This window comes from Paraglaciecola sp. MB-3u-78 (genome assembly GCF_002835935.1).
Classification (GTDB): Bacteria; Pseudomonadota; Gammaproteobacteria; order Enterobacterales; family Alteromonadaceae; genus Paraglaciecola.
Map to the genome: position 1 here is coordinate 194373 of NZ_PJCF01000012.1, position 15326 is coordinate 209698.

Consider the following 15326-nt stretch of genomic DNA (forward strand, 5'->3'; position numbering starts at 1 on the left):
TAACACCATGAATAATTCTATAGGGTTAATGATTGTTGTTCTAACTTTACTTATGGTCGGCAAGGTTAATGCGAATGAACAAAGTTTTGAGATTACTTCCGCAAATGTAAGTGCGGTATCTAATGGCATAGTAGAAGCGAATGTGAGTTATCGTATAAATAAACTACAAGCAGTAAATGGTTTTGCCTTTCGTATTCATTATAAAGGGAGTGATATTGCGAGTTTTGAAACAATTAATCATTTTGAGCAAGGATCGTTAGGCATTAGTAGTGCTGTAAATGATATTGAGGATTTAGACGATAACCCCGAAACAGATATGTACATTATTGCAGGGTGGTTTGATCCCGTTAATTCATTGAATATTAATCAAGGCCAACAGCTGTTATATTTTAAGCTGGTTTTGGCTGATAATGAAACCAACTTTACCAATCTAACTATTTCACCACTACCTTCCCCCAGTATTCAATCAAAACCCAGCGTTGTTATTATGGAGGGCGAATATTCGATTGGAAATTTAGCCACTGATGATGATGGCTTAGATGATGTGTGGGAAATGTTATATTTTAATAACCTTGAATCAGGTCCAGAAGATGACAATGACCATGATGGTTTGACTAATTTAGAAGAATATCAATTAGGCACTAACCCCACCAAAGCTGATACTGATGATGATAATTATACTGATACTGATGAAGTATTAGCTGGAAGTAACCCGCTTAACAGTGAAAACTTACCTTTAGATACCGATGGCGATTTTATCTCAAACGTTACTGATGATGATGACGACAATGATGGCGTGCTGGATGTGGATGATGCGTTTCCCCTTGACGCGACTCAATCGCAAAACTCAACTCAACTAAAAGTCAAAAACGACGTAGACGGCGACGGCAAATCAGATTTACTGTGGCGCAGTGAGGCCAAAGGCTGGAACTTTCTGTGGGCCATGGATGGGGTTCAAACCAAACAGGCGTCACCTATTAATGTAGTACAGGATGAAGGCTGGCTGATGGCCGGTCAGGGTGATTACGACGCTGACGGTAAATCAGATATATTGTGGCGCAATACGTTCACCGGTTTGAACTTTATTTATCTAATGGATGGCCTTAACATTAAAACTCGTCAAGTGCTCAACTATGTAGACGCCCCCAAGTGGGAACTGCGTGGTAGTGGTGACTTTAATGACGATGGTAAAGGCGATGTGCTGTGGCGTAATGTAGACAGGGGCGATACCTGGTTTTACATGATGGATGGCCTCAATGTTGGTACCAGCCAACCTTCGTTATGGGTCACCGACCTGAACTACAAGATAGTGGCGATAGGGGATATCAACGGCGATGGCACAGATGATGTGATCTGGCGTAATCAGGTCACGGGCGTGAATTACATCTGGATAATGGACAATGGCCAGATAGCTAACCGTTATGTGCTTAATGCTATCAATGGTGACTGGACCATTGCCGGGGCAGGGGATTTGGACTGGGATGGTACCGATGACATCATTCTGCGTAATCAGGTTGATGGTCGTAACTGGGCGTATTTGATGGAAAACGGTCAAATCAAGACCAGCGAGTTCATGAGTACGGTCGGCAGTCTTGACTGGCAAATTGTTGACATGGGCGATTACGATGGCGATGGTAAAGCCGACCTGTTATGGCGCAATGAAACCACGACCAGAAACATCGTACACCTGATGGATGGCTTGACTATCAAAGATAAAGGGGTACTCAGACCCACTGACAACACTTGGCAGTTGGCACAGTAAAGGTCAGACTGTTAACCGATAAAAAAGCGACAAGGTGATTCACCTTGTCGCTTTTTTGTTTGCCCAGCAGAGCTGGCAAACCCGACAGGCTGAAAGAGACCAAACTAGACACCCAAGAAAGGACCAAACTAGAAAAGAGACCAAACTAGACATCCACGATAATTAATAACGAAGCAATCAAAAATTATTTGTCGGCTAAGCCGATGTTTTTGACTGGTCCTCGACTCATCACTGCCCGATCAACGCAGACTATCACTGGTCAAATTGCCGGGGCGCAATTTGTGTGAGTCACGCGCTGGGGGACGCGTACTCACGATCACTGTTTGGCAATACGGGGAGGATTAGGGGGAATGCCGGATAGCGGCTTCTTTACTTTGGGCTATCCATGCCCTGCGCCCTTTGGCCATCAGCTAAATCAAGCAAAAATGCGAACTCTCTGGCGGTGTCTTCGAGGTGTTTAAAACGACCTGACTTGCCGCCGTGTCCGGCTTCCATATCCGTATGCAACAGTAATTGATTATCATCGGTTTTGAGGGCCCGTAATTTCGCCACCCATTTGGCTGGCTCCCAATATTGTACCTGGGAGTCATGCAAGCCCGTCACCACCAGCATGTTGGGATAATCCTGAACGCGGACTTGATCATAGGGACTGTAAGACAGCATATAGCGGTAGTATTGTTCGGCATTGGGATTGCCCCATTCATCATACTCACCGGTAGTTAAGGGAATAGACTCATCTAACATGGTGGAAACGATGTCAACAAACGGCACAGCAGCCACGACGCCCTTATAAAGTTGCGGTGCCTGGTTAATGATCGCGCCCATTAATAAGCCCCCGGCACTGCCGCCCATGGCAAATACCTTGTCCTTCGCGCCGTAGCCCTTTTCCACTAAGGCCTTGCTCACATCAATAAAATCATTGAAGGTATTTTTTTTGTTGAGTAATTTGCCTTGTTCATACCAGTGCCGACCTAAGTCTTCACCCCCACGTACATGGGCCACTGCATAGACAAAACCCCGATCCAATAAGCTCAAATTTGCCGAGCTAAAGCCGATATCCATACTATGGCCATAAGAGCCGTAGGCGTAAATAAGAATGGGGTTGTGGTGATTAAATAGGCTCTTTCGATACACCAGCGAAACCGGTACTTGCTCTCCGTCTCTTGCTGCTATCCATAGGCGTTCGCTTTGGTAGTCGTCACTGGAAAATGTGCCCATCACTTTGCTTTGTTTCAGTAAGACGGTTTCCCCGGTATTTAGATCTAACTCATACACCGAGGATGGTGTGGTAAACGAGGTGTATTGATAACGAAACTTGCTGCTATTGGGCTCAGGGTTATGATGACTAAATACGGAATAAGTCGGGTCATTAAAGGTCAGTGTTTTGGACTCCCCGGTCGTCAGGCTAATTTGCCGCAGCAGGGGCAAACCGGCCTGGCGTTCCTCAACCATCAACCAGCCTTGCATCAGCTCAAAGCTTTCCAATAACACATCGGGCCGCTCTGGAATTAGGGTTGTCCACCCGGTACAATCTTTATTCATTGGCTCTGTGGTGGTCAGCAAGGCGAAGTTTTTAGCATTTTTGTTACTGTTGACGTAAAACTGCCCATCAAAGTGCTCAATACTGTATTCATGGGCACGCTGGCGAGGTAAAAATGACACAAAATTGTCAGTAGGGGAGTCTGCGGCTAAGACTAAACTCTCACAGGTAAGCGTACTTTCGATGCCAATAACCAGGTACTGTTCAGAGCGTGTTTTGTAAATGCTGAGATAAAAGGTATCGTCCAATTCTTCATATACCAGCACGTCATTGGCAACCAGATCGCCCAAGGTGTGCCGATAAACGCGATAAGGTAATAATGTTTCCGGATGTATCTTGACGTAAAAAAGGGTTTGATTGTCATTGGCCCACTCAACACTGGCTACATCTTCAATCACATCGACACAGTCTTCACCGGTGCTAAGGTTTTTGATCCGCAAAGTGTATTGCCGACGTCCGACGATATCTTCCGCATAGGCCATTAACATGGAGTCACTGGAAAGGGCCAGTCCACCCAACTGGTAATAGGCCTGGCCACTGGCGCGATCATTGCAATCTAATAGCAGTTCCTGTGGTGCAGCCATTGAATCCGGGCTGCGGGTAAAAATAGGAAAATCTTTGTCTTCTTCAAAACGGGACAGGTACCAAAAACCCTTTTTAAAATACGGCACCGACTCTAGTTGCGGCTCCTGCCGGGCAACCATCTCAGCATACAAATCTCTTTGCAGTGTTGCCAATGGCGCCATTTGCTGTTCGGTGTAAGCATTTTCCTGCTCCAGGTATTCCAATACCTCAGGGGATCCCCGTGTGTCATCCCGCAACCAAAAATAATCATCACTTCGTTGATGATCATGAACGTCATGGATATGTGGTTTTTTTGGGGCAGTAGGGGCACAGAGAGTGGTTTTTGAGCTCATAATCAACTTTACATGATGGAAATACCCTAATGATAACACCGCAGTAAGTGTGCCACCAATAACACTCACGTGCTCACTGATGGCCCAGCAAATTGATCCTGGTTTATATTTTTTCGGATATTGAGAGCGGGGGAGCCCTTAGTCATTGAAGCCATTTGATTTTGCCCTCAGGCAGAAGAATACCAGAATGACTTCTGTTATCCCATCAAAGCCGAATAGGCTGATGGAGAAAAAATTGCTCGGAGTAAAGAACTTTGTGGATACTTTGAGCTCTCTTCCATTACTATCTGGTTTCCACAGAAGCAGGACAAAAATAAGCTGGATGCCTGTGGTCGAAGACCATCCCCTTGCACGGACCTAAAACTCAATCCCCTCCGCCAATTCGTTTACCAGCGGTTTTTTCCGCCATCAGCGCCTCCATATCCAAGGGCAGGTGCTGTTCGTTCTCAGATGCAAATATGGGGGCTTGATCGTCATAGAAAACCTCGGGTTCAAAAAGCCTGAGTTTATGTAGAACCGAATAGCTATATTGTGCAAGTACTGGCAGTCACATGTAGTCGCGATTGCGAATACAGTGCTGCCAGACAAAGTTAGTGTTTGTAGTATTAAGGCGCTTAACTTTTTAATTTGCTGAGGATGTTGACCAGTTCACCACTGGTGTCCATAACTTTATTAAAACGCCCATTGTAACAATGATCAAATGACGCAACATTTTACAATGGATTACGACGGGCTCATTAATCTCGTCGTTAATTAATCAGCGTAGTGCCACCATCTACTGGAATAATTTGTCCAGTGATAAACGCGCCAGCTTGACTGGCCAACATAATAGCAACACCAGCGATATCGCTTGGTTCTCCCCAGCGTCTCATGGGAATCGTTTGTAGTTCTTCATCAAAAGCGGCTTGGTCTGTGCTTAGAAATTCGGTCATCTTTGAGTAAAAACGCCCTGGCGCAATGGCATTGACTCGAATGTGGGACGCTGCCAATTCAGTGGCTAATATTCTTGTTACCTGATGAATGGCTGATTTTGATACGGCGTAACTAAAGGTATCCAAGCCATTGCCCAAGATCCCAGCAATGGAACCTATATTTATCACAGTAGAAGTGTTTTTTGCATCGGCATTTTTAGCTAGAAGGGGGGTTAATGCTTGAGTTAAGAAAAATGGGCTCTTAACATTGATATCCATGACTTTGTCCCAGCCACTCTCAGGAAACTGACCAAAAGGTGCTCCCCAAGCTGTTCCAGCGTTGTTTACCAAGACATCAATATGATCTTCACGTTTATTAATTTCTTGGACTAATTGGCTTAACCCTTCACTAGTCGACGCATCGCCAGGCAGTGGAATACACTCACCAAATTTACTTAGCTCTTCGGCTGCAGCAATGCAGGCTTGTGCTTTACGACCTGTGATGTAAACACGTTTTGCCCCAGCTTCAAGAAAGCCTTGGGCCATAAAGGCACCTAAACCACGATAACCACCGGTAATAACACAGATTTTTTCTTGCATAGAAAATAGATTTTCAAACATTTAGTTCTCCTTTTAAAGTATTTGCTCAATTTACCAAAGAAATCCCTTTGAAGAATATTTTTTAGAGTGATGATCAATAAATATGAGGTATGCACTTGGTTGATAAAAACAATGCACAAACCACCTATTGTCAATATTATAAAATAACTCTAAGTAATTGATTATATTTGAATAAATATCTAAGTTACGTGATGTCTTAGCTAGATTTGATGTGTTGTGACATCGCTTTGGTCAGTCTGAATTTGCTTGGGTGGCAGTAGGCAGCGCACTGCTATCCCGTCCTGAATGGGGTAATCTTTTATAAACCAAACCTTTGGACTATCTAAAATTGATTCCCAAAGAACATGTGGGTATTGATTTAAATGGGTACTCAATAAAGGTCCGAGATAAATAATTAAAATAAGGGAGAGACCTTTTGGAACTACAGGATAAAATTGTTGTAATCACTGGTGCCGGCAGCGGTATTGGTCGAGCTTTAGCCGTACGCTTTCACGCAGCAGGCGCTAAGAAGATTGTGGCTGTGGATATCAATCTAGGTAACGCCCAAGTTACGGCTGACATGGTGAATGGTGTTGCCATGATGGCCGATGTTGCTAAGGAAGATGATATCTGTCGCGTGATCGAAGAAACGGAAGCCAAGGTTGGCGCCATCGACCTGTTTTGCTCCAATGCGGGTGTGGCTATAGGTGAAAGCATCGATTCCCCAAATAGTGAATGGCAGGCAAGCTGGGATATCAATGTCATGTCTCATGTTTATGCTGCGCGTCACTTAGTGCCGCTCATGGTCGCTAGGGGCGGTGGCTATTTTTTAAATACCTCATCGGCTGCAGGCTTGCTCAACCAGATTGGTGGCGCTGCTTATGGTGTCAGCAAACACGCTGCAGTCGGTTTTGGTGAGTGGTTGGCTATTCATCATAAGCATGAGGGAATTAACGTTTCTATGCTGTGCCCCCAAGCGGTGCGCACACCCATGACCGCAGTGGATAACGATGCCATCGCCGCCGCTGCGAGCAATGGCATGATAGAGCCAGAAGAGCTTGCCAATTGTGTTGTCGAAGAACTACGCAAAGAGAGTTTTTTGATACTACCTCACGCCATTGTGCAGGAATATATGGGCAACAAAACAACTAACTACGATCGTTGGATTGGCGGCATGAATAAACTCATGCGTCACATTATGGGGATCAGCAAATAAAATTGTTTGAAATGAGTTTTGTAGTGAGTGCTAGAACTGAAGACATTAACGATGGTTTAAAGGTGTTATGTACGAGTTTATCTATTTATGCATTCGATCAGTAAATTAAAGTCAGTTAAAGAATATAGGAATTAATATGAGTTTTTCATCCAAGGTATTAAGCATCGAAAAACAGGGGCAGGTCGGTATAGTTTGGTTAGACCGTGAAGCCAAATACAATGCACTTTCAACCGAATTGTGGTCCGCTATTCCTCACGCACTTGACGCACTGTGCGAAGACGGCGAGATAGGAGCAATAATCCTCGCCGGTCGTGGCAAACACTTCTGCGCCGGTATCGACCTAGTAGAAGACGGCCTAAGCGCACATAAAAATGCCAAGGCCCGCTCCAAAGCCGAAGCCAATATTCAACAGCTAGCCAATACTCAAAAGTTTCAGGGTGCGATTACGGCCATAGCCGACTGTGCGGTGCCAGTTGTAGCGGTTGTGCAGGGCTTTTGCCTGGGGGCGGGGGTTGATCTGATTACCGCCTGCGATATTCGCATAGCCAGTGCATGTTCAGTATTTAGCGTACGTGAAACACGACTGGGGCTGGTTGCCGATGTGGGCACCTTGCAGCGCCTACCTAAAATACTTAATGCGGGTCATGTTGCAGAGCTAGCCTACACCGGTAAAGATATCAAGGCCGATCGCGCCGAAAAAATTGGTTTGGTTAACGATGTTTACGAATCGGCCGAAGCTACCATGGCAGCAGGTATGGCCCTCGCCAATGAAATCGCCGCTAACTCGCCGATGGCAGTGCGTGGCACCAAGTTTATTTTGCGTAAGTCTGAAGACATGACCGACGAGCAGAGCTTATTGTTGAATGGTATGTTTACTATGATGACCAGTTTGCAGTCTAATGATTTGCAAGAGGGGATAAAGGCATTTTCAGAGCGAAGAGCGCCGAAGTTTACAGGTAGCTAAACAGCTAACAGAGTGACATATGTGTTGTCTGGGAGACTTTGCTTTTCTCTGTGCTCTCTGTGCGCGGCACCCGGTGTTCTCGGTGGTTCAAATATCTTGTTCTTTGGCCTTTCAACTACAAAAATTTTCACCACAGAGAACAAAGAGCGTCGGGCGCCGAGCGCTGCGCTACACAGAGGAAAGAAATATTAAATGACAAGATCTTTGTAGTTCGTACATCTGCCTGGAAAGATTATATTAACGACCCACTAAGGATACTAAATACAGATCCAAGGGATTGGGTAAAGGTGGGCAGTAATTAAGATGGAATGGTATAAAAGCGATGCTAAATGGTAACTCTAAGGATCTAGATCAAGTTCATAAATGAGAAATGGTGATAAGGTAAAGGAAATTCCTTTTCTTAGTAGACTGTTTTGTATGCAACTCGTAAAGTCTCAATTCGGTAATAAAATTGATTGGCATAGTCTTTTAGATTCAGGTAATCGGGTTTTTATTGGCTCAAATGCAGCGGTACCTAATGCGCTAATCGATAGCCTTATTGAAGATGGGAAAGGCTTAAACGATATCGAAGTGACCCATATAAGCACATTATCAGACGACAAATGGGCTTTGCCTGAGTACGCTTCAAGGTTCAAAGTTAATACTTTCTTTATTCACGGCAAGCTTATTCGAAAAGCTGTGGAAGAAGGACGCGCAGACTACACGCCTTGTTTCTTATCAGAAGTCTCTGGTTTGTTCACTGACGATATATTACCCCTCGATGCCGCCTTAATTATGGTCTCGCCACCTGACGAATTAGGATTTTGTTCATTAGGGGTATCTGTAGATGTGGTGATGTCGGCAGCGCGAGCAGCAAAACATATTATTGCACAAGTGAATCCACATATGCCGCGAACGTGTGGACATTCATTTCTGCATATAAGTGAGTTTAGTGCGTGTATTGAACATCAACAAATCTTGCCTGAAGTCGCTATACCTGAAGCGACAAAAATAATCGACCGAATTGGTCAATATGTCGCCATGTTAGTTGAAGACGGCGCTACCTTACAATTAGGCATTGGTAAAATTCCCGATGCAGTGACACGGTATCTGCATAATCATAAAAATCTAGGTGTTCATTCGGAAATGATTAGTGACGGAGTGGTTGATTTAATTCAGCGTGGCATTGTGAATAATAGGTACAAAACCTTTCACCCAGGTAAAACAGTGGTCAGTTTTTGCTTCGGTACTCAAAAGCTATATGATTTTGTTGATATGAATCCGCATATCGAGTTTTATCCTTCTTCTTATGTCAATAAACCCGCTAATATTGCGAAAAATGACAATATGGTGGCAATTAATAGCGCACTAGAAGTCGACTTGAGCGGACAAGTGGTATCTGACTCAATTGGGGATCATTTTTATAGTGGGATCGGAGGCCAAGTAGATTTTGTAACCGGGGCCTCGAAAAGTAAAAACGGAAAACCTATTATTGCACTGCCTTCAACTGCAAGAAACGGCGAAGTATCGCGGATAGTGGCGACGCTAACTGAAGGTTCTGGCGTAGTGACATCCCGGGGTAATGTGCACTATGTTGTAACCGAGTTTGGTATAGCAAGTCTTCAGGGCAAAAGTGTGCGCGAGCGAGCTCTTGAATTAATTCGTGTTGCCCATCCCAAATTCAGAGATGAATTACTCGAGCAAATTAGAAAGAAATATTGGGTTCCCGATTATCAAAAAAACACTCCAACCGATATTCCTGAATTAGGTGATATGCAGCTTTTACGTTTAGACATGAATAAGCTGTTTTATTTACGGCCACTCAATCCTTCTGACGAGCGACGTTTGCAAGAGTTTTTTTATTCACATACCAAAGAAACGCTTGCAATGCGCTATAACTATACACCTGGTCCAATGACGCGGGAAAAATCCTGTGATTTGGTTAGCGTTGATCAAACTAAGGATGTGGCGTTAACTATTGTGCGACAAGAAGGGTCGAAAGTGCGTATCGAGGCGGTAGGACGTTATTATTTCATTTCACAACAAAATTCCTGTGAAGTGGCGTTTGTTACACGAGAAACTAATCAGGGCCAAGGCATGGCTACACGGCTATTGCAAACCATGATAGATATTGCCGAAAAGCGAGGCCTTGAAACCATGTTCGCGTTAGTAAAAAGCAATAATAAAGCGATGATTTCAGTGTTTGAACAGTTCGGTTTTGTGCGTTCTTGTCATTCTGACTTTCAAGAAATTGAACTAACAAAATACTTAAATACTGATGGAAAATCGATTAAAACCGACACCACTCAAGGAGAATCGAAATGACAGTGACTATTATAGGTAGCCCTTATTGCAACTTACACAACATGGGCGACGAGCACCCTGAACAACCTGCGCGCATGCACAAAATCAATGACCAAATTATAGCCTCTGGCCTTGAATATGTACTGCACTTTGCCGACGCTAAACCTGCTAAATTGTCGTCATTAACGCGCGCTCATGACAAAGCTTTTGTACAAAGTGTATTTGATCGAGCACCTAAAAAAGGTGAGGACAGGGTCTGGTTAGACGATGATACCATTATGATGGACAAAAGCTTAAACGCTGCCTTGCACGCAGCAGGTGCCGTCACTGATGCTGTGGATTTGGTCATTGCAGATAAATCAACAAGTGCGTTTTGTTCAGTGCGACCACCCGGTCATCACGCTGGGCGTGCAAGCTCATCTGGCTTTTGCATTTTTAATAATATTGCTGTAGGTGCCATGCATGCTCTCGAAGTGCATGGTTTAGAGCGTATTGCTATTATCGATTTTGATGTTCATCACGGTAACGGTACCCAAGACATTGTCAAAGACGATGATCGCGTGCTGTTTTGTTCATCCTTCCAACACCCGTTTTACCCCTTCACAGGCGATGAACCTTGTAGACAAGGCATTGTTAACGTACCCATTCCTGCTGGCACAACGGGCAGCGAGTATCGTGAAATGGTAAAGCATTGGTTTAAATCGGTAGACGAATTTAAACCTCAACTTATTTTTATATCTGCTGGTTTTGACGCCCACGCTGAAGATGAACTCGGCCAACTGCGTTTAGTAGAAAAGGACTACGCATGGATAACAGAGCAAATTAAGGCGCTAGCTGAAAAACACTGCGAAGGAAAAATAATCTCTGTGTTAGAAGGCGGCTATGCCTTAAGTGCCCTTGCGCGCAGTGTAGTAGCACATGTCAAGGTGCTTGCTAACTAACCTGAGCTCGATGTATGGATAAGCCGTTCCGTCCAGCACCGCTATTATCGCGCCTATATTCGTTGAACTTGCTCACAATAGCGCGCTATTGCTTCACAAGCTCGCCTCGATAAACGCAATAATCTCAGCACTGGATGCATTCAATGCCCTAGTTAATCAATTATAAAATTCCAAAGACAGACAGGCTTTTTGCCTGCTTACGTTGCTCCATACTCGTTATTCAGAAACATGCATTTTCATGTTGCCTTGATATGCGGTATCAGGATCGCCTCCGTATCTATGGTTACGATTGAGTTGGTTGATTGCTATTATGTCCTCAGCTCTGAGATCAAAAGAATTTAGGTCGAGATTGGCTTTCATGTTTTTTTCGCTCTCTGCTTTAGGAATGGCGATACGACCTTGTTGTAGATCCCATTTCAAAATCACTTGCCCAGCACTCACTCCATATTTTTCAGCAATGTTAATAATCATAGGATCAGCGACGGGCTTTGCACTGGTTGGCACACCACTCCAGGTGCCGGAGCCAAGAGGGGACCAGCAATACACATAAATTTCGTGTTTGTCACACACCGCTCACAAAGATTTTTGGGTCAGATAAGGATGTAATTCTAGTTGATTATATACGGGTTTAACCTTTGCAAAAGTCATGAGTTGCTCTATGTCGGATTGACGAAAATTGGAATTAAAGATAAGTTACCAGCTTATTCAGCACTTATCCTCGAACGTTAACAAAACCTGCGGGTCATGCTGACTCTTATATTCTGCCCCTTTTATTCCTGATTGAATTATAATGGTGAGTATGTGATTTTTATCTTTAGAGTTTTTACTTGAATTAGCATCATCACCAAGTAACTTTTCGCAGTCAAAAAAACATTCGTAACCTAAAATGAAAAATTAACTAAGGAATAATTAGTGTCAAAATCATTGATAATTTACACCCTCATCGCCTTTACTTTTTATGTTGGTGCTCAAGACAATATGATGCTGCAAAAAGAATACAAAGATCGAATTGCAAAGCAAGCAAAGAATTATCCAATAAAGATAGATGAGAATAATATCCTTCGTAAGTCATTTATTGACGGCAATACTCATGTGATAGAGATCCAAGTCCATCACCGCTCTAAAGAAGAAATAAGTAAAGAACAGGTATTGCAAATAGAAGACCAATTAATCGGCACTTTAGGAGTTAACTTCTGTCAGGACGGAACAAGTGAAAGTGCCGCCAGAACTATTGGATTAAGCGTAGAGTATAGGTACTTTGATAAGAACGCTGAACCATTTCATTCCGTGCTTTTTAGCCAACAAAAGTGTGACCAATTGGCTATAGCCAATTCACCAGATAGTATTTCTGAAAAAATAAGAATAATAGAAATGCAAATAAGAGCATTGGAAAAAGCTGGTACAGGCCGTGTAAAAGTGTGTGAGCTTAGCCCTGTAAATGGCGTGATAAAGATAGGTTATTCAAATGAGGCAGGCAAGTTCGCTTCTTTTTATGTTGCCGATGAATATATGGTGAATAGCGTCATGATGAATTTAAACAAAAACAAACTAAAAGAACTACGAAAGCTGCTGCTGAATGCGGATGCAAGAGCAAAAAACAATGTGATGCTAGATAATTTGAATTTAGGGGCGTTCCAGTCACATTTTGGAAGGTTATCCTTAAATAGCCACAAAGGAATACTAAAGGGATACTTTAGATCCAGAAATGGCAGTGGTTCAGTGATGTTGTCGTTAAATGCAACAGAAATAGTCCGTTGCTTAAGTCAAGTAGAGCCTCACCTGTAAAGTAATAGTCAGCATTATGTTGTTAAATAATACCTGATGTTTTAACAAGATTCCCATTGTAAATAGCGTTAGATGACTCTAAATATTTGATTGAATTTCGATAGGTGTTTACGCGATTTATGAGAGGCATTATGAGTAAAAAAATACTGATTGCTGGCATAGCATTATCAGCGTCAATTTATGTTGGCTTTTGGGCAACGGCTCCTAGCTATGTTGATCCCACTCAATATCACACTCTTGCTGATAAATATGCGGTGCATATTATACGCGACAAATATGGTGTGCCGCATATCTTTGGATCTCGGGATGTAGATGCTGCCTTTGGGCTTGCTTATGCTCATGCGGAAGATGATTTTGTGACAATGCAGGATGTATTACTTGTCACACGGGGCAAATTGGCGACCCTACATGGCGTTGACGCCGCTAAAACCGATTATCTGGTTCAGTTTATGGGCGTGTGGGATGTGGTAGACGCTGGTTATGAGAGCCGCATTGACCAGCAAACTCGTGATCATGCTCAGGCCTATGCTGATGGTGTTAACTTTTATGCCTCTGAAAACCCAGGCAATATCGCAGCGGGTTTACTCCCCGTCACAGGTAAAGATATTATCGCGGGTTTCACTTTTAAAACACCTCTATTTTATGGTTTTGATCAGGCGGTTGCGGCAGTCGTCGAGGGGCGATACGGAACAGGACTCGACAAACTTGCATATTTGCAAGTCACTGATTCACCTCAGCCTGATCTCGGTAGTCAAGGCATTGCCGTTGCGCCGTCTCGTTCTGACGATGGTTATACCCGCCTGCTGGTGAATTCTCATCAACCCCTTACTGGGCCAGTTGCCTGGTATGAGGCGCGGATAAAAACAGACGAAGGTTGGGATATGGCTGGCAGTACTTTTCCAGGTTCACCGGTTATTCTCCATGGCCACGGCCCCACACTCGGATGGGCGAGCACAGTAAATAAGCCTGATCTGGTGGATGTGTATCAATTAACGATTAACCCCAACAACGAGGACCAATATTTATTAGACGGTGTATGGCGGGATTTTGAGGTAAAAGACGCTGCAATTGACGTGACGTTTTGGGGCCCAATCCGCTGGACGTTTCACGAAGCGATTTATCGCTCTGCTCACGGCCCTGTTTTCAAAACAGAAAAAGGCGCTTTTGCGCTACGTTGGGCTGGTATGGATGAAATGCGCACCCTTGAAGAGATGTTAGCGATGAACAAAGCGCGCACCCAAGCTGAGTTTGAAGCGGCACTGTCGATGACCGCCTCGCCGAGCATCAATTATGTGTACGCTGACAAAGACGGTAATATTGCCCACTACTATAATGCCATGATGCCCAAGCGACCAGAAGGCAATAGGTTTTCGGCCATAGATTGGCTTGGTTTAATACCCGGAGACCAATCTGACCTTATTTGGCAGGGATACTACCCCTTTGAACGCATGCCGCGCACGGTCAATCCTCCATCCGGCTTTGTCTACAATGCCAACAACACCCCTTACCGCTCTTCGGTCGGTGAGGGCCAACCTAAGCCCAAAGACTATGAGTCGTCGATGGGCATACAGACTAATATGACTAATCGTGCCCTGCGTATCGAAGCATTGTTCGGGTCAGATAAGGCTATCAGTCGTGAAGATTTGCACCGCTACAAGTATGATAATCGTTATGCTAAAGGGTCAGTGGTCGACCATGTGATAAATGATTTGTTAGCCATGTCTTTTGAACCCGATAGTGAGCTGCAAGCAGGGCAACAACTACTTCAACGTTGGAATTTAGGCACCGACGCTGAAAATAGAATAGCGGCACTGGGTGTGATGACGAGCAGTCCCTTTGTCATGGCGGCGATGCGAGAAGAGCCAATGCCTGACTTAACTGAGGTTTTCCAAAATGCGCTGACTGTGCTGCAAAACCATTTTGGTCGAATCGACCCCAAATGGGGCGATGTGAACCGGCTGGTTCGCGGTGACAAGAGTTGGGCTCTGTCAGGTGCACCCGATGTGTTGCGAGCCGTATATGGTGTATTTGATGAAGAAGCGGGTCAGCAACAGGCAACGGCCGGAGACAGCTACATTATGTTTGTTGAATGGGCACCGGATGGTGACCTTTCATCACACACTATACATAATTTTGGCAGCGCAACCCTTGATGCAACATCAAAGCACTATGACGATCAGGCTCCCATATTTGCATCTGAGAAAGAGCGACGCCTACCTTTAGATATGGTCACACTTATGGCTGAAAAAACCAGTGACAAAAGAATTGGCGGGGGGTCTTAGTTTAGAATATTTAATAAGAAGCAATTAACAAGAAACTGTTATAAAAGGACTCTACATATTTGATTGAATGGTAATGGGGTCTAGGTTCTTTGGGTAAAACGCGCTCAAAAATCTTCATATGTTAA

General features: G+C 44.1%; 10 protein-coding genes. 7 read left to right on the top strand and 3 right to left on the bottom strand.

Translation table 11 applies throughout. The annotated features are described in order from the left end of the window. The first annotated feature begins 7 nt into the window (after positions 1-7). Entirely contained in the window at positions 8-1762 is a 1755-nt protein-coding gene (locus tag CXF95_RS23565) for a VCBS repeat-containing protein (protein ID WP_101200960.1), read from the top strand. Positions 1763-2131: 369 nt separating this feature from the next. Here the strand turns inward: CXF95_RS23565 and CXF95_RS23570 are convergent, their stop codons facing one another. Together CXF95_RS23570 and CXF95_RS23575 are read right to left on the bottom strand one after the other, a co-directional pair. Further along, positions 2132-4219, bottom strand: a complete 2088-nt coding sequence (locus tag CXF95_RS23570) for a S9 family peptidase (protein ID WP_101201012.1) — start codon at positions 4217-4219, stop codon at positions 2132-2134. A 749-nt stretch (positions 4220-4968) separates the two neighbouring features. Continuing rightward, positions 4969-5751 carry a RhlG family 3-oxoacyl-ACP reductase gene (locus CXF95_RS23575; RefSeq protein WP_101200961.1) on the bottom strand — a complete coding sequence of 261 codons (783 nt, stop codon included), beginning with the start codon at positions 5749-5751 and terminating at the stop codon, positions 4969-4971. Positions 5752-6166: 415 nt separating this feature from the next. Here CXF95_RS23575 and CXF95_RS23580 point away from each other — a divergent pair, with 415 nt between their 5' ends. From CXF95_RS23580 to CXF95_RS23595, 4 genes are all read left to right on the top strand, one after another. Beyond that, entirely contained in the window at positions 6167-6946 is a 780-nt protein-coding gene (locus tag CXF95_RS23580) for an SDR family oxidoreductase (RefSeq protein WP_101200962.1), read from the top strand. Between the two features lie 136 nt (positions 6947-7082). Then, a complete protein-coding gene (locus CXF95_RS23585) occupies positions 7083-7910 on the top strand; it encodes an enoyl-CoA hydratase-related protein (RefSeq protein ID WP_101200963.1) in 828 nt (275 codons plus the stop codon). Between the two features lie 417 nt (positions 7911-8327). Then, positions 8328-10214 (top strand): bifunctional acetyl-CoA hydrolase/transferase family protein/GNAT family N-acetyltransferase, encoded by a 1887-nt coding sequence (locus tag CXF95_RS23590; RefSeq protein WP_101200964.1) that lies wholly within the window; start codon positions 8328-8330, stop codon positions 10212-10214. Beyond that, positions 10211-11134 (top strand): histone deacetylase family protein, encoded by a 924-nt coding sequence (locus tag CXF95_RS23595; RefSeq protein WP_101200965.1) that lies wholly within the window; start codon positions 10211-10213, stop codon positions 11132-11134. Before CXF95_RS23590 ends, CXF95_RS23595 begins: the two co-directional genes overlap by 4 nt. 216 nt (positions 11135-11350) lie before the next feature. On the opposite strand, the gene CXF95_RS23600 is transcribed toward CXF95_RS23595, so the two are convergent. Then, positions 11351-11704, bottom strand: coding sequence for an aldo/keto reductase (locus CXF95_RS23600; protein ID WP_255418953.1), 354 nt, complete (start codon positions 11702-11704; stop codon positions 11351-11353). A 342-nt stretch (positions 11705-12046) separates the two neighbouring features. On the opposite strand from CXF95_RS23600, the gene CXF95_RS23605 reads away from it, so the two are divergent. Beyond that, positions 12047-12919 (top strand): hypothetical protein, encoded by an 873-nt coding sequence (locus CXF95_RS23605; protein ID WP_101200966.1) that lies wholly within the window; start codon positions 12047-12049, stop codon positions 12917-12919. 131 nt (positions 12920-13050) lie between these two features. After that, on the top strand, positions 13051-15201 hold the full coding sequence (locus CXF95_RS23610; protein WP_101201013.1) for a penicillin acylase family protein: 2151 nt from the start codon (positions 13051-13053) through the stop codon (positions 15199-15201). Positions 15202-15326 lie beyond the last annotated feature (125 nt).

Coding starts and splice junctions, on each gene's coding strand:
- CXF95_RS23570 (WP_101201012.1), bottom strand. CDS start 4,219: ATGAGCTCAAAAACCACTCTCTGTGCCCCTACTGCCCCAAAAAAACCA.
- CXF95_RS23585 (WP_101200963.1), top strand. CDS start 7,083: ATGAGTTTTTCATCCAAGGTATTAAGCATCGAAAAACAGGGGCAGGTC.
- CXF95_RS23575 (WP_101200961.1), bottom strand. CDS start 5,751: ATGTTTGAAAATCTATTTTCTATGCAAGAAAAAATCTGTGTTATTACC.
- CXF95_RS23610 (WP_101201013.1), top strand. CDS start 13,051: ATGAGTAAAAAAATACTGATTGCTGGCATAGCATTATCAGCGTCAATT.
- CXF95_RS23565 (WP_101200960.1), top strand. CDS start 8: ATGAATAATTCTATAGGGTTAATGATTGTTGTTCTAACTTTACTTATG.
- CXF95_RS23595 (WP_101200965.1), top strand. CDS start 10,211: ATGACAGTGACTATTATAGGTAGCCCTTATTGCAACTTACACAACATG.
- CXF95_RS23590 (WP_101200964.1), top strand. CDS start 8,328: ATGCAACTCGTAAAGTCTCAATTCGGTAATAAAATTGATTGGCATAGT.